This is a genomic window from Citrobacter sp. RHBSTW-00881, from assembly GCF_013728515.1.
Taxonomy (GTDB): domain Bacteria; phylum Pseudomonadota; class Gammaproteobacteria; order Enterobacterales; family Enterobacteriaceae; genus Citrobacter; species Citrobacter braakii.
Genome location: NZ_CP056269.1, coordinates 4,738,836 through 4,752,480, shown reverse-complemented (window position 1 = coordinate 4,752,480; position 13,645 = coordinate 4,738,836). Strand labels below are relative to the sequence as shown.

Annotated in this window: 16 protein-coding genes; 7 read left to right on the top strand and 9 right to left on the bottom strand. The window is 50.9% G+C overall.

The genetic code is table 11. The annotated features are described in order from the left end of the window. Window positions 1–33 precede the first annotated feature (33 nt). Window positions 34–897, bottom strand: a complete 864-nt coding sequence (yjeJ, locus tag HV311_RS22890; RefSeq protein WP_191220511.1) for a YjeJ family protein — start codon at window positions 895–897, stop codon at window positions 34–36. Between the two features lie 183 nt (window positions 898–1,080). After that, window positions 1,081–2,109 carry an EF-P beta-lysylation protein EpmB gene (gene epmB / locus HV311_RS22885; protein WP_047358982.1) on the bottom strand — a complete coding sequence of 343 codons (1,029 nt, stop codon included), beginning with the start codon at window positions 2,107–2,109 and terminating at the stop codon, window positions 1,081–1,083. Between the two features lie 41 nt (window positions 2,110–2,150). Here epmB and efp point away from each other — a divergent pair, with 41 nt between their 5' ends. From efp to ecnB, 3 genes are all read left to right on the top strand, one after another. After that, complete coding sequence (gene efp / locus HV311_RS22880) at window positions 2,151–2,717, top strand: elongation factor P (protein ID WP_003025478.1); 567 nt, start codon at window positions 2,151–2,153, stop codon at window positions 2,715–2,717. A 57-nt stretch (window positions 2,718–2,774) separates the two neighbouring features. Then, window positions 2,775–2,909 (top strand): lipoprotein antitoxin entericidin A, encoded by a 135-nt coding sequence (gene ecnA / locus HV311_RS22875; RefSeq protein ID WP_016151394.1) that lies wholly within the window; start codon window positions 2,775–2,777, stop codon window positions 2,907–2,909. Between the two features lie 107 nt (window positions 2,910–3,016). Further along, on the top strand, window positions 3,017–3,163 hold the full coding sequence (gene ecnB, locus HV311_RS22870; protein ID WP_016151395.1) for a lipoprotein toxin entericidin B: 147 nt from the start codon (window positions 3,017–3,019) through the stop codon (window positions 3,161–3,163). Window positions 3,164–3,193: 30 nt separating this feature from the next. On the opposite strand, the gene HV311_RS22865 is transcribed toward ecnB, so the two are convergent. After that, a complete protein-coding gene (locus HV311_RS22865; RefSeq protein ID WP_046275848.1) occupies window positions 3,194–3,793 on the bottom strand; it encodes a helix-turn-helix transcriptional regulator in 600 nt (199 codons plus the stop codon). Window positions 3,794–4,049: 256 nt separating this feature from the next. Between HV311_RS22865 and sugE the strand changes: the two genes are divergently transcribed. Beyond that, the gene (sugE, locus tag HV311_RS22860; protein ID WP_016151397.1) at window positions 4,050–4,367 is read left to right on the top strand and encodes a quaternary ammonium compound efflux SMR transporter SugE; all 318 of its coding nucleotides are present in this window, start codon (window positions 4,050–4,052) and stop codon (window positions 4,365–4,367) included. Here the strand turns inward: sugE and HV311_RS22855 are convergent. Then, on the bottom strand, window positions 4,364–4,897 hold the full coding sequence (locus HV311_RS22855) for a lipocalin family protein (RefSeq protein WP_016151398.1): 534 nt from the start codon (window positions 4,895–4,897) through the stop codon (window positions 4,364–4,366). The genes sugE and HV311_RS22855 overlap by 4 nt on opposite strands. Before the next feature lie 93 nt (window positions 4,898–4,990). After that, complete coding sequence (gene blaCMY, locus HV311_RS22850) at window positions 4,991–6,136, bottom strand: CMY-2 family class C beta-lactamase (RefSeq protein WP_191220510.1); 1,146 nt, start codon at window positions 6,134–6,136, stop codon at window positions 4,991–4,993. Window positions 6,137–6,267: 131 nt separating this feature from the next. On the opposite strand from blaCMY, the gene ampR reads away from it, so the two are divergent. Then, window positions 6,268–7,140 (top strand): LysR family transcriptional regulator AmpR, encoded by an 873-nt coding sequence (ampR, locus tag HV311_RS22845; RefSeq protein WP_191220509.1) that lies wholly within the window; start codon window positions 6,268–6,270, stop codon window positions 7,138–7,140. A 44-nt stretch (window positions 7,141–7,184) separates the two neighbouring features. On the opposite strand, the gene frdD is transcribed toward ampR, so the two are convergent. The 4 genes from frdD to frdA are packed head-to-tail and all read right to left on the bottom strand — an operon-like array spanning window position 7,185 to window position 10,475. Continuing rightward, window positions 7,185–7,541 (bottom strand): fumarate reductase subunit FrdD, encoded by a 357-nt coding sequence (gene frdD / locus HV311_RS22840; protein ID WP_003025535.1) that lies wholly within the window; start codon window positions 7,539–7,541, stop codon window positions 7,185–7,187. 10 nt (window positions 7,542–7,551) lie between these two features. Further along, window positions 7,552–7,947: a fumarate reductase subunit FrdC gene (frdC, locus tag HV311_RS22835; protein WP_016151401.1), complete on the bottom strand. Its 396-nt coding sequence runs from the start codon at window positions 7,945–7,947 to the stop codon at window positions 7,552–7,554. Between the two features lie 10 nt (window positions 7,948–7,957). Continuing rightward, window positions 7,958–8,692 (bottom strand): fumarate reductase iron-sulfur protein, encoded by a 735-nt coding sequence (frdB, locus tag HV311_RS22830; protein ID WP_016155500.1) that lies wholly within the window; start codon window positions 8,690–8,692, stop codon window positions 7,958–7,960. After that, window positions 8,685–10,475 (bottom strand): fumarate reductase (quinol) flavoprotein subunit, encoded by a 1,791-nt coding sequence (gene frdA, locus HV311_RS22825; RefSeq protein ID WP_016151402.1) that lies wholly within the window; start codon window positions 10,473–10,475, stop codon window positions 8,685–8,687. Before frdA ends, frdB begins: the two co-directional genes overlap by 8 nt. A gap of 324 nt (window positions 10,476–10,799) precedes the next feature. Between frdA and epmA the strand changes: the two genes are divergently transcribed. Together epmA and yjeM are read left to right on the top strand one after the other, a co-directional pair. Continuing rightward, window positions 10,800–11,777 (top strand): elongation factor P--(R)-beta-lysine ligase, encoded by a 978-nt coding sequence (gene epmA, locus HV311_RS22820; protein WP_181598645.1) that lies wholly within the window; start codon window positions 10,800–10,802, stop codon window positions 11,775–11,777. A 214-nt stretch (window positions 11,778–11,991) separates the two neighbouring features. Beyond that, window positions 11,992–13,494, top strand: coding sequence for a glutamate/gamma-aminobutyrate family transporter YjeM (yjeM, locus tag HV311_RS22815; protein WP_191220508.1), 1,503 nt, complete (start codon window positions 11,992–11,994; stop codon window positions 13,492–13,494). The last annotated feature ends 151 nt before the right edge of the window (window positions 13,495–13,645 follow it).

The window sequence follows — 13,645 nt, the reverse complement described above, 5'->3', positions numbered from 1 at the left end:
TACAAATTCGTCGGCCTGATAAGCGCAGAAACATCAGGCATTTTGAGCGTTATGCACAGACTGAGCGCGTAAATGATGCAGCGCGCGCAGGCACTGATCCTGATTGAGCTTTTGCGCCTTATCACCCGTTAACGTTCTGACAAACACCTGGCACGGTACACCAGCAAGCTTTTTCAGCCGTGGGCTGAAATCGAGAAGACGGCGAGTAATGGCTTCGGCCTCTTTGCTGCCGGAAGGGGCGCGAGTTTTTACTACCGAACCACAGAACTGGGCTTTTCCTTGATCATCTGTATAGCGGTAAATAATCGCCAGATAATGATGAAACAGGCTTTGTTTCCATTCGGGGTGCGTATAAGAGTCGTATTCCAGATTGTCGTTTGCCTGGCAATCAACATCGTACAGCGGCAGGAAATCCAGCAGCGATGTAATTCGTAGCGCTAATTCCCGCATGCCAGCATTATTTATTGCATGAATAACAGCATGGACCAGCACCCGAATCTGTAGTTCATTAATCAGTAATTCACACGTTTGTCCATCATGCAGTGTCAGAGAAAATGTTAAGTTTTCGCCTTTGTCATCCACTAACATCAGCGAATTTATGCGACGATTAATGTCGGCATTTTTTAGCTCATCTTCCTGAATCAAAGGAATATTTTCGTGCATCTTTTGGCTGACTTTATCGCATTCCTTCTCATATTGCGCATGCTCTTCTTCGCTAAGCTGATGTTTAGCGGATAGCCTGCTTTCCAGGGCGATAAGCAGATCTCTTAGCCCAAGCGGAGAAAGAAAAAATAACGACGATTTATTCCTTGGTTCTTTTATCTTTAATGCTAAAGCAATAAATTCATTCTTTTGACGAATAACACCGGTATTAATGCCCTTAATACTTATAGCCATAAAAGGTTCTCCCTAACCATATATTTATTAATATTCTGGATTTTGCTCTAATTATACAAATTATGAATTAATGACTTTATAGCGCTAATTAAAATAGCACAGATTAAAAGCGTGGCTCCACTTGTGAGGATTTAAATAATAAGTAATCGTGGTGAGTGTCCGGAATCGGACACTCAATAATGGTTATTGTTGGCGTAGTTGCAGATCCAGCGGCGTTTTACTTGGCTCTCCGCCAATTTCTCGCGCCAGTTTGGGGACCATATAGCCGGAAACCAACGTCAGCAGTTCACGCATAATGTGACGTGCCTCATCGTCGCTGACCATAAAGTGGGCGGCACCTTGCACTTTGTCCAGTACGTGCAGGTAATAGGGCATCACCCCCGCATCAAACAGGGCGTTGCTCAGGTTCGCCAGCGTTTGTGCGTTATCGTTCACGCCACGCAGCAAAACGCTTTGGTTGAGTAGCGTGACGCCAGCGGTACGCAGTCGGACCATCGCCTGGTGAAACGCCTCATCGACCTCATTGGCGTGGTTAATGTGGTTGACCAGCAGAACCTGCAGGGAGGAGCGCGCAAAGCGCTGGACCAGTCCTTCAGTAATGCGCGCGGGGATCACAATCGGCAAACGGCTGTGAATGCGCAGACGCTTAATGTGCGGGATGGCTTCCAGTTGCGTGAGTAACCAGTCCAGTTCATGGTCCTTGGCCATTAGCGGATCACCACCGGAGAAGATAATCTCATCCAGCTCAGGATGCGCGCTAATGTAGTCCAGGGCGACCTGCCAGTTGCGCTTATTGCCCTGGTTTTCGGCATACGGGAAGTGTCGGCGGAAGCAATAGCGACAATTTACCGCGCAACCGCCTTTAACCAACAACAGCGCCCGATTGCGATATTTATGCAGCAAACCGGGGACCACGCTGTGCTGTTCTTCCAGCGGATCGGTCGAGTAGCCAGGTGCAGCAACAAACTCTTCCTGAGAAGTAAGTACCTGACGCAAAAGCGGATCGTCCGGATTGCCTTTTTCCATACGAGCAATAAAGGCGCGCGGTACGCGCAGGGCGAAAAGTCGTCTCGCGTCGCGTCCGGCCAACAGTTTTTCATCTGCGTCTATATTCAAAAGATGCAGAAGTTCATCAGGATCGGTTACAACATCGGCAAGTTGCGATAACCAATCTTCTCTGGATGGGGTATTTAGGGTTACAATATGCGCCATTTTGTGGCTTAGCTACCAGTTAACAATTTTCAGAGGGCCTTATGGCAACGTACTATAGCAACGATTTTCGTGCTGGTCTTAAAATCATGTTGGACGGCGAACCTTATGCGGTTGAAGCCAGCGAATTCGTTAAACCAGGTAAAGGCCAGGCATTTGCGCGCGTTAAGCTGCGTCGCCTGCTGACCGGTACTCGCGTAGAGAAAACCTTCAAGTCTACCGATTCCGCTGAAGGCGCAGACGTAGCCGACATGAACCTGACCTTCCTGTATAGCGACGGTGAGTTCTGGCACTTCATGAATAACACCACTTTCGAACAGCTGGCTGCAGACGAGAAAGCGGTAGGCGATAACGCTAAATGGCTGCTGGACCAGGCTGAATGCATCGTGACCCTGTGGAACGGTCAGCCGATCTCCGTGACTCCGCCAAACTTCGTTGAGCTGGAAGTCGTTGAAACCGACCCAGGTCTGAAAGGCGATACCGCTGGTACTGGCGGCAAACCGGCTACTCTGTCTACTGGCGCAGTCGTTAAAGTTCCGCTGTTCGTACAGATCGGTGAAGTGATCAAAGTGGATACTCGCTCCGGCGAATACGTTTCTCGCGTAAAATAAGATATCTATTTGATCTTATGGCGCAGGTTACTGCGCCATACTTTTTCCAGGGCAGGAATGATGAAACGTCTTCTCAGTCTTGTAATGCTCATCCTTTTCACCAGCACTCTCCTGGCGGGTTGTAATACCGCGCGCGGCTTCGGTGAAGACATCAAACATCTTGGCAATTCAATCTCTCACGCCGCCAGCTAACACTCTCTCATAGTCTTAAAAACGGTTGTTTATCCATCAAACTTGCGGATCTTGTCTATTATTAATGAGCTATACACAAACAATATTGGCTAGAAAAGGAAGACGTTATGGTTAAAAAGACAATTGCAGCGATCTTTTCTGTGTTGGTTCTTTCTTCAGTATTGACTGCGTGCAATACCACGAAAGGTGTTGGGCAGGATATCTCTGAGGGCGGTAGCGCAATCTCTGGTGCAGCGACAAAAGCTCAACAATAATCATGAACGGTACGACGTCACGTCGTACCGTTAATTCCCCTTCCCGGGGAGTGAGAGAAACGGTGAGAAGCGGTTCCCCATGTGCAGTTTCATGCGGATATTCCGTTTATAGGTGTAGACCGTCTTGCCATGAATGCTGAGTGCGGCGGCTATCGCATTGTTACTCACACCATCCATCCACATTGACAATACTTTCTCCTCCTGCGGCGTAAGCAGCGGAGTCGCGTTTTCGGCTATTTCTAATGTGGGGCGAAGCTGTAGCGCCTCCTGAATCGTGTGTGAGAGCGCGTTTAGCGTGGTGTGCTTGGTTAAGACCGAATAGGCGACGGATTGAGAGGAAGCCATTGAGGTGTGCTGTCTTTCAACTGATTGCAGTAAAATCAGCGGGATGACGCCGCAGCTCATGAAAAAGGGTTTAATTGGCGGACTGGTATGCGTCTCGCTAATAAAACTGTATAAATCCGCGATCACCAGATGCGGCTTCCACTGCAAAATATGCTCTTTTGCTAACAGGAGATTATTGATCCCTGACACAAGAAATGAGGAGCTGAACCTGCCAGAATGATTAAGCAAGGCCTCAATCCCTGTGCGGGTAAAGTGGCACCGGTCAATCACTAAAATTTTAAGCATAACCTTTTCGCATTCAGAAGAGAGGCAATCGACTTTCCGGATTCAGAAAGCCCTTCATCATAGAGAACTCCGATGAGTGCCAAATGCGGGAACTACGCCGCTAATTATGCTTAATTCTTGCTTTTAGCGGGCAGCGAATAAAAAGGTTGAAATTCATTTTCTCTCGGGCAAAAATGCCATTTCACACATCAGCTTTGCAGGACGACCTGCAAACGCTTCTTTCACCGGGGACGGCCCCATTGTTCTGGAGCCTGATATGTCCTGGATCGTTTTATTAATTGCAGGTCTGCTCGAAGTTGTCTGGGCGATTGGCCTGAAATATACCCACGGTTTTACGCGTTTGACGCCAAGCATTATCACTATTGTGGCAATGATCGTCAGTATCGCCATGCTCTCCTGGGCAATGCGTACGTTGCCTGTAGGAACCGCCTATGCCGTATGGACGGGTATCGGCGCAGTCGGGGCGGCCATTACAGGGATTCTGCTGCTGGGTGAATCTGCCAGCCCGGCGCGGTTACTGAGCCTCGGGCTGATTGTGGCCGGTATTATTGGCCTCAAGCTGAGCACCCACTAAGCACCAGGCTGTTTTACCCAAATCAGCTTATTCACCTCAAACCCTTCCCGGGTCGCGATGGCCAGCATTTGCTGTTTCATTTCATCTGAAATAGTAGGGGTCCGTGAAAGGATCCACAGGTAGTCGCGATCCGGCCCGCAAACCAGCGCGTGACGATATTCCCTGTCGAGGGCAATCACGTTATACCCGCCATAGAAGGGGCCAAAAAACGAGACCTTGAGCGCAGCGCGGTTTGGGTCGCCAGTGAAGTAGGCTTTCCCCTCCGTTTTCTGCCACATTCCTCTGTCCGGGTTATAGCCCTTGTTAATAACATTGATACCGCCGTCGTCGCGCAGGCTGTAGGTAGCAGTCACTTTTTCCAGTCCGCGCTCGAATCGATGGTCGAAACGCGCAATTTCATACCAGGTGCCCAGATAGCGTGTGGCATCAAAGTTATTTACTACGGTAACACCTTTCGGTGGTGTTGGGGTGCTGCAAGCGACAACCAGAAATGCAGCCGTAACTGCAGCAACGACGGGCAGAATGCGCATGGGATTTTCCTTGCTGGATTTTTGTTAAGTGTAGATGACAGCAGGAAAAAAAGAGAAAGAAAGGAAGCCCAATATCCAGGGCCTCCTTGTCCGTTACTGCAGTTTTTCAAGAATGCGCCAGGCGGCCTCGACGCGAACAGGGTTTGGGTAGCTCTTGTTTGCCAGCATCACGATGCCAAGGTTTTTTTCTGGAACGAAAGCAACGTAGCTGCCAAATCCGCCAGTGGAGCCCGTTTTATGCACCCATGAGGCTTTCACGGCAGGCGCGGGCGGGTTTACCTCAACGGCAGGAAGCGCTGCCAGTGCCACTTTACTGTCGCTACCGCTAATTATCGAGTCGGCTTTCACCGGCCAGTTCAGCATCTCCCAACCCAGGCCCTGGTACATATCGCCAATACGCCAGTAACGTGACTGCGCAAGCTCGATGCCCTGCTGGAGCGTTTTCTCCTGAACCTGGCTGGCGTCCATGTTGGCCTGAACCCAACGGGTCATATCGATAACGCTCGATTTCACCCCGTAGGCTTCAGCATCAAGTTGGCCAGGGGATACATGCACAGGTTTTCCTTCGCGATAACCCCAGGCATAATCTTTTTGTTCGCTCTGCGGAACCGTAATCCAGGTATGCGCCAGTTTTAAGGGGTGCAGGACGCGTTTGGTCATCGCCTCTTCGTAGCTCATGCCCGAGGGTTTCACCGCCAGGGCGCCAAACAGACCAATGCTGGAGTTAGCATAAAGACGTTTAGCGCCTGGGGCCCATTGCGGCTGCCAGTTTTGATAAAAGCGTAGTAACGCGGCTTTATCCGTAACGTCGTCCGGAACCTGAAGCGGCAGGCCGCCTGCCGTATAGGTGGCTAAGTGCAGCAGGCTGATACCTTGCCACTGCTTACCAGTCAGTTTAGGCCAGTACTGCGTGACCGGATCGCTGAGCTTAATTTCGCCGCGGGCGATAGCATCGCCGCCCAGCACACCGTTGAACGTTTTACTGACCGATCCGAGTTCAAACAGCGTTTGTTGCGTGACTGGACGGTTATTGGCGATATCGGCTTTACCCCAGGTAAAGTAATAAGGTTTCCCCTGATAGATAATCGCAACGGCCATACCCGGAATAGCCTGCTCCTGCATCAGCGGTGTGATGGTGCGGTTAACGATATCGGCAATTTGTTGTTCTGTTTTTGCGGCGGCAAACGTGGCGAAAGAAGCTGTCAGCAGCAGCGCGCAGCATATCGATTTTTTCATCATGAAATCAGTTCCGTAATTAAAAGCGAAAGGGTGTCCGGGCCCGTCAGACGTAATCAGTGTGTTTGATTTGCACCGTGTTGACAAACGGTTAAATTTAGCAGCAGATATAAGTTTTTCTAACAGGCCAGATAATGACGCGTAGCTATATCCCCCTTAACTCGCTGCGGGCTTTTGAAGCAGCGGCCAGACATCTCAGCTTTACCCGCGCTGCGATTGAGCTCAACGTGACGCATTCTGCAATAAGCCAGCATGTGAAAGCGCTGGAGCAACAGCTGAATTGTCAGCTTTTTGTGCGTGGTTCTCGAGGGTTAATGTTGACGACTGAAGGGGAAAGTCTGTTACCTGTACTTAATGACTCTTTCGATCGTATGGCGGGGGTGCTGGATCGTTTTGCCACTAAACAGACTCAGGAAAAACTTAAAATTGGCGTGGTGGGGACCTTTGCGGTCGGCTGTCTTTTCCCTCTGTTGAGCAATTTTAAGCGCCACTGTCCGCATATTGATTTGCATATTTCCACCCACAATAACCGTGTGGATCCCGCCGCCGAAGGGCTGGATTATACTATTCGCTACGGAGGAGGAGCCTGGCACGATACCGATGCGCAATATTTGTGTAGCGCGCTGATGTCTCCGCTGTGTTCACCGACATTGGCCTCGCAGATTAAAGCACCTGTGGACATCCTGAAATTTCCGTTATTACGATCGTATCGGCGTGATGAATGGACGCTTTGGATGCAGGCCGCCGGAGAAGCGCCTCCGTCACCGACGCACAACGTGGTGGTGTTTGACTCGTCCGTCTCAATGCTGGAAGCCGCGCAGGCGGGGATTGGTGTGGCAATTGCACCGGTAAGAATGTTCACGCATTTGCTCAGTAGTGAACGTATCGTGCAGCCTTTTCTAACGCAGATTGATCTGGGGAGTTACTGGATAACGCGTTTACAATCTCGTCCGGAGACGTCCGCGATGCGTGAGTTTTCCCGCTGGTTGACCGGGATGCTGCACTAATAAAAAGGCCCGCCATTGGCGGGCCTGATAATTAGCGCATGCGATTAGATGGTCAGGATCCCAATAGCCGTTACAACGGTCAGGATAGCTGCCAGTCCGTAGAATACCCATTTGCCCGCAGGCACGTGGATTTTCAGGTCATGCATCGCGTGGTGCATACGGTGTAAACCACACCACAGCGGCAGAACGATCATCAGGAACAGAAACGCACGTCCGATGAAGCTCTGAGCGAATGCCAGTACGCGTTCATAGCTGAAAGCATCAGGAACAAAGCCCAGCGGCAGCATAATGCCGACCAGCAGGATCATCACCGGCGCAATGATTGCGCTCCACATACCGCCTGCACCAAACAGGCCCCAGAATACGGGTTCGTCAGAGCGTTTTGGATTTGGATTAATCATTCCGGACTCCTTACCAGAACAGGGCAACAAACAGTATTACTACTGTCGCAACCACAGTAACTGCCCAGAGACCTTTGATGATCGGCTCTGGCCCCATTTTTTCGTCTTTTACGATGATGTTGGCAGCTTTTGGCGCCAGCTCAAACCAGGTTTTGGTATGCAGCAGCGCTGCTGCCAGGGCGATAATATTCAGGATCACCACCACCGGGTTTTGCAAAAAGGCGACAAAGCCCATCCAGGACTCTGCACCATGCTTGAGTGCAAACAGGCCGATAATCAGTTCAATGCTGAACCAGACTGCCGGAACCGCCGTGCCTTCGCGCAGCATGTAAAAACGATAAAATGGCAGCTTTTTCCACCAGGTGGACGTCATTGGTCGCACATAGGGTTTGCGTTTAGTCGTCATCGTGCACTCCTTAGCGTGGTTTCAGGGTAGCGATAAGAAAGTCTTTTGAACTTTCAACTTTACCCTGCTGAATGGCCGCAGCCGGATCGACGTGTTTCGGGCAGACTTCGGAGCAGTAGCCCACAAAAGTACAGGACCAGACGCCGTTCGGGCTGTTCAACTGAGCCATACGCTCCTTCTTACCGTGGTCGCGGCTATCTTCGTTGTAACGATGCGCCAGCGTAATCGCAGCCGGTCCAATGAACTCTGGGTTCAGGCCGAACTGCGGGCACGCGGCGTAGCACAGACCACAGTTGATGCAACCGGAGAACTGATGATACTTCGCCATCTGCGCCGGAGTCTGGGTGTTTGGACCCTGATCCGGTGTACGCGGGTTACCGATGATGTACGGTTTGATCGCTTCCAGGCTTTCGATAAAGTGCGTCATGTCGACGACCAGATCGCGCTCAATCGGGAAGTTGCCCAGCGCTTCAACCTTCATGCCGCTGGTGTAATCACGCAGGAAGGTTTTGCACGCCAGTTTAGGTACATTGTTGACCATCATGCCGCAGGAGCCGCAGATCGCCATACGGCAGGACCAGCGGTAGCTCAGGTCCGGTGCCAGGTTATCCTTGATGTAGCCCAGCGCATCCAGCAGTGACGTGGTTTCATCATAAGGAACTTCGTAGAAAGCACTGTGCGGCGCGGTATCGGTTTCCGGGTTATAGCGCACCACCTCAACTTTCAGGTTTTTCATCTCAGCCATTCGCCTTCTCCTTCTTATCGGCTGCTTCCGCTTCGCCACCGTAAACACGTTTAGCCGGTGGCAGAGTGGTGATTTTCACGTCGCTGTATTCCAGGCGAGTCGTGCCGTCAGCATCGCGGAAGGCGAGGGTGTGTTTGAGGAAGTTCACATCGTCACGCTCGGTGCAGCCTTCATCCAGACGCTGGTGCGCGCCGCGGGATTCTTTACGCGCCAGAGCAGAGTGCGCCATACATTCAGCAACGTTCAGACCGTGACCCAGTTCGATGGTGTACAGCAGGTCGGTGTTGAAGACGCTGGAGGTATCAGTGATACGTACGCGCTTGAAGCGTTCCTGCAGCTCCGCCAGTTTATCAACGGTTTTCTGCATGAGTTCCGGTGTACGGTAGATACCGCAACCTTCTTCCATGGACAGGCCCATTTCGTCACGGATCTTAGACCAGTTTTCGTTACCTTCCTGGTTAACCAGATCTTTCAGACGTTTTTCAACGCCAGCAACCTGCGCATCGAGCGCGGCACTGTTTGCAGCGCCAGCCGTTGCAGCACGTTCTGCAGCCTGTTCACCGGCCATACGACCGAAGACCACGAGTTCCGCCAGGGAGTTAGAACCCAGACGGTTAGCGCCATGCAGACCAACAGAGGAACATTCGCCCACAGCGAACAGACCTTTAATGCGGGTTTCACAGTGCTGATCGGTTTCGATACCGCCCATGGTGTAGTGCGCGGTAGGACGTACCGGGATCGGCTCTTTAACCGGATCGACACCCACGTAGGCTTTCGCCAGTTCACAGATGAACGGTAAACGTTCGAGCAGTTTTTTCTCGCCGAGGTGACGGAGGTCGAGGTGAACCACATCGCCACGCGGGGTGGAAATGGTGTTGCCTTTACGCCATTCGTGCCAGAAAGCCTGAGAAACTTTGTCGCGCGGACCGAGTTCCATGTATTTGTTTTTCGGTTCGCCCAGCGGGGTTTCCGGACCCATGCCGTAATCTTGCAGATAACGGTAGCCGTTTTTGTTGACCAGGATACCGCCTTCACCACGGCAGCCTTCGGTCATCAGGATACCAGAGCCTGGCAGACCCGTCGGATGATACTGAACGAATTCCATATCACGCAGCGGAACGCCGTGGCTCAGCGCCATGCCCATACCGTCGCCAGTTACGATGCCGCCGTTGGTGTTGTAACGGTAAACACGACCTGCGCCGCCCGTTGCCATCACAACAGCATTAGCACGGATCTGCATCAGCGTGCCTTCCATCATGTTCATGGCAACCAGGCCGCGAGCATGGCCATCATCAACCAGGATATCCAGAACGAAGTGTTCGTCAAAGCGCTGAATCTGCGGGAACTGCAAAGATGTTTGGAACAGCGTATGCAACATGTGGAAGCCGGTTTTATCCGCGGCAAACCAGGTACGCTCGATTTTCATACCGCCGAAGCGACGTACGTTGACGCTACCGTCTTCACGGCGGCTCCATGGGCAGCCCCATTGTTCCAGTTGCGTCATTTCAGTTGGGCAGTGGTGGACAAAGTAATCCACGACATCCTGCTCACACAGCCAGTCTCCGCCTGCTACCGTATCGTGAAAATGGTAGTCAAAGCTGTCATGATCCTGCGCGACAGCAGCAGAGCCGCCTTCGGCAGCAACGGTATGGCTGCGCATTGGGTACACTTTTGAGATCAGTGCGATTTTAGCGTTGGGATTTGCTTGTGCGGCAGCAATTGCAGCACGTAATCCCGCGCCACCGGCGCCTATAATGGCAAGATCGGCTTGAAAGGTTTGCACGACATTCCTCCAGATTGTTGTTATTTCATTCCTGCCTGAAATCAGATGCTTCATCGGCTTCAAACAGGTTATGAACGCGTTTCCACTGCTCCTTTATAGGTACAATAGTATAGTCTCAGGGATGTGCGGGAAATTTGACGTGTTCGATTTTTTTAGCGTGTCAAAGGGGGGAATTATCATTGAATTTGATTAATTTAATTACTAAACCACCCCATGTCGCTTTTTTTATCCAATTGCCAGTGTGGATTATTGGCGCGCGAAATTTGTCTCGTTAACGCGATACGAGTAGACTTCGTGCCCTTGTCTTAAATCGGAGAAACAACCATGAGCGAAACGGCAACCTGGCAGCCGAGCGCGTCCATCCCCAATCTGTTAAAACGTGCAGCAATTATAGCGGAGATTCGCCGCTTTTTTGCCGATCGTGGCGTGCTTGAGGTTGAGACCCCTTGTATGAGTCAGGCAACGGTAACGGACATCCATCTGTTCCCGTTCGAAACGCGTTTCGTCGGCCCTGGACACTCCCAGGGAATAAATCTCTATTTAATGACCAGCCCGGAATACCATATGAAGCGCCTGCTGGTGGCAGGATGCGGCCCTGTGTATCAACTGTGCCGCAGCTTCCGTAATGAAGAGATGGGGCGTCATCATAACCCTGAATTCACCATGCTCGAGTGGTATCGTCCGCACTACGATATGTATCGCCTGATGAATGAAGTGGATGATTTGCTCCAGCAGGTGCTGGACTGCTCACCTGCGGAAAGTCTCTCTTACCAGCAAGCCTTCCAGCGCCATCTGGAGATAGACCCGCTGTCTGCAGATAAAACCCAACTGCGGGAAGTGGCGGCGAAATTGGATCTCAGTAATATCGCCGATACCGAAGAAGACCGGGACACCTTACTGCAGTTGCTGTTTACGATGGGCGTTGAGCCGCATATTGGCAAAGACAAACCGACGTTTGTGTATCATTTCCCGGCCAGCCAGGCATCACTGGCGCAAATCAGTACCGAAGATCACCGCGTGGCTGAACGTTTCGAGGTTTACTACAAAGGTATTGAGCTGGCGAATGGTTTCCATGAATTGACCGACGCGCGCGAACAGCAGCAGCGGTTTGAACAGGATAACCGCAAACGTGCCGCACGTGGCTTGCCGCAGCAGCCTATCGACACTAACCTGCTTGAAGCGTTAAAAGTGGGTATGCCGGATTGCTCTGGTGTAGCGCTGGGCGTTGACCGTCTGGTGATGCTGGCGCTGGGCGCAGAGAGCCTGGCCGAGGTTATCGCATTTACCGTCGATCGCGCGTAACGCACTCTCCTTCAATACAAAGTGGCGGTGAAATAGCCACTTTGTAGCATATTTTTTCATTTACCCTCTAATGGCCACAATTTACTCCTGGATATTTGATATCGTTCAGGTATCAATTCTGTGTTGATTTTTCTATCGCTGAACTCTGAAAAGAGGGCAGTGCCAACCGGTGAGTGGCGTTTGTTAAACGCTTGCCAGAGTAAGGGATGGTTTAATGACCCAAACAATAAAAAAGATGAGCCTTATAGGTCTCATCCTCATGATATTTACGTCTGTTTTCGGTTTTGCGAATAGCCCCTCCGCATTCTATTTAATGGGGTATAGCGCGATTCCGTGGTATATATTTTCTGCATTATTATTCTTTATCCCATTTGCTTTAATGATGGCGGAAATGGGGGCTGCCTATCGGAAAGAAGAGGGCGGAATCTATTCGTGGATGAATAATAGCGTTGGGCCACGCTATGCGTTTATCGGCACGTTTATGTGGTTTTCTTCCTATGTGATATGGATGGTAAGCACCGCAGCGAAAGTCTGGGTACCTTTTTCAACCTTCTTATTTGGCGCAGACATGACGCAGCACTGGCGTTTTGCGGGGCTTGAGCCTACGCAGGTCGTCGGGTTGCTCGCCGTCGGTTGGATGATTCTGGTAACCTGCGTGGCCTCCCGGGGTATTAATAAGATTGCTCGTATTACGGCAGTAGGCGGAATTGCCGTAATGTGTCTTAATTTAGTTCTGTTGTTAGTGAGTGTCGCTATTTTGTTATTAACTGGTGGTCACTTTGCGCAGGATATTAATTTCATCTCCTCGCCTAATCCGGGATATCAGTCCGGTCTGGCCATGTTGTCATTTGTTGTGTTTGCCATTTTTGCATACGGCGGAATAGAAGCCGTGGGGGGATTAGTTGATAAAACAGAAAAGCCAGAAAAGAACTTTGCGAAAGGCATTGTCTTTGCCGCGATTGTCATTTCTGTCGGTTATTCACTGGCCATATTTTTATGGGGCGTTAGCACCAACTGGCAGCAAGTATTAAGCAATAGCTCGGTCAACCTCGGCAATATAACGTATATCCTGATGAAAAGCCTCGGGATGACGTTAGGTAACGCGCTGCATCTTTCCCCTGAAACCGCGATGGCGACGGGGGTGTGGTTCGCGCGTATCACCGGGCTTTCTATGTTTCTCGCTTATACCGGCGCTTTTTTCACGCTCAGCTATTCGCCACTAAAAGCGATTATTCAAGGAACGCCGAAGGCGCTGTGGCCAGCGCCGATGACCAAACTAAATGCCGTGGGGATGCCGACGACGGCAATGTGGTTGCAGTGCCTGCTGGTGAGCCTGTTTATCCTGCTGGTTTCGTTTGGCGGCGATACGGCTTCAGCGTTATATAACAAACTGACGCTGATGGCGAACGTCTCGATGACGCTGCCGTATCTGTTCCTCGCGCTGGCGTTTCCGTTCTTTAAAGCCCGTACGGGCCTGGAAAGACCGTTTGTTGTCTTTAAAACCCGAGCGGCGACGTTACTGGCCACATCGGTGGTTGTGCTGGTGGTGACGTTTGCCAATGTGTTCACCATCATCCAGCCGGTGATTGAAGCTGGGGACTGGAACAGCGCATTGTGGATGACCGGAGGCCCGATCTTCTTCTCGCTGTTGGCAATGGCGATTTATCAGAACTACAGCCGTCGTATGGTGAAACTCCCCCGGTGGGTGACAGACTAAGGAAAGATAAATATTGAATTTCCGCAAAGCCCGATAGGGATACCGTCCGGGCTTTGTTCGTATTAAATCATTTTTATAATTTATCAAAATGATATTCGTGTGTATATCTTTTGATATATTTATTATGACAATCATCTTGGGGTGATATTGT

Excerpts from the sequence above, each read along its gene's own strand:
- frdC (WP_016151401.1), bottom strand. The coding sequence starts at position 7,947 with ATGACGACTAAACGCAAACCCTATGTGCGACCAATGACGTCCACCTGG.
- efp (WP_003025478.1), top strand. The coding sequence starts at position 2,151 with ATGGCAACGTACTATAGCAACGATTTTCGTGCTGGTCTTAAAATCATG.
- frdD (WP_003025535.1), bottom strand. The coding sequence starts at position 7,541 with ATGATTAATCCAAATCCAAAACGCTCTGACGAACCCGTATTCTGGGGC.
- ecnA (WP_016151394.1), top strand. The coding sequence starts at position 2,775 with ATGATGAAACGTCTTCTCAGTCTTGTAATGCTCATCCTTTTCACCAGC.
- epmA (WP_181598645.1), top strand. The coding sequence starts at position 10,800 with ATGAGCGAAACGGCAACCTGGCAGCCGAGCGCGTCCATCCCCAATCTG.
- ecnB (WP_016151395.1), top strand. The coding sequence starts at position 3,017 with ATGGTTAAAAAGACAATTGCAGCGATCTTTTCTGTGTTGGTTCTTTCT.
- HV311_RS22855 (WP_016151398.1), bottom strand. The coding sequence starts at position 4,897 with ATGCGCATTCTGCCCGTCGTTGCTGCAGTTACGGCTGCATTTCTGGTT.
- frdB (WP_016155500.1), bottom strand. The coding sequence starts at position 8,692 with ATGGCTGAGATGAAAAACCTGAAAGTTGAGGTGGTGCGCTATAACCCG.
- yjeM (WP_191220508.1), top strand. The coding sequence starts at position 11,992 with ATGACCCAAACAATAAAAAAGATGAGCCTTATAGGTCTCATCCTCATG.
- HV311_RS22865 (WP_046275848.1), bottom strand. The coding sequence starts at position 3,793 with ATGCTTAAAATTTTAGTGATTGACCGGTGCCACTTTACCCGCACAGGG.
- epmB (WP_047358982.1), bottom strand. The coding sequence starts at position 2,109 with ATGGCGCATATTGTAACCCTAAATACCCCATCCAGAGAAGATTGGTTA.
- ampR (WP_191220509.1), top strand. The coding sequence starts at position 6,268 with ATGACGCGTAGCTATATCCCCCTTAACTCGCTGCGGGCTTTTGAAGCA.
- blaCMY (WP_191220510.1), bottom strand. The coding sequence starts at position 6,136 with ATGATGAAAAAATCGATATGCTGCGCGCTGCTGCTGACAGCTTCTTTC.
- sugE (WP_016151397.1), top strand. The coding sequence starts at position 4,050 with ATGTCCTGGATCGTTTTATTAATTGCAGGTCTGCTCGAAGTTGTCTGG.
- yjeJ (WP_191220511.1), bottom strand. The coding sequence starts at position 897 with ATGGCTATAAGTATTAAGGGCATTAATACCGGTGTTATTCGTCAAAAG.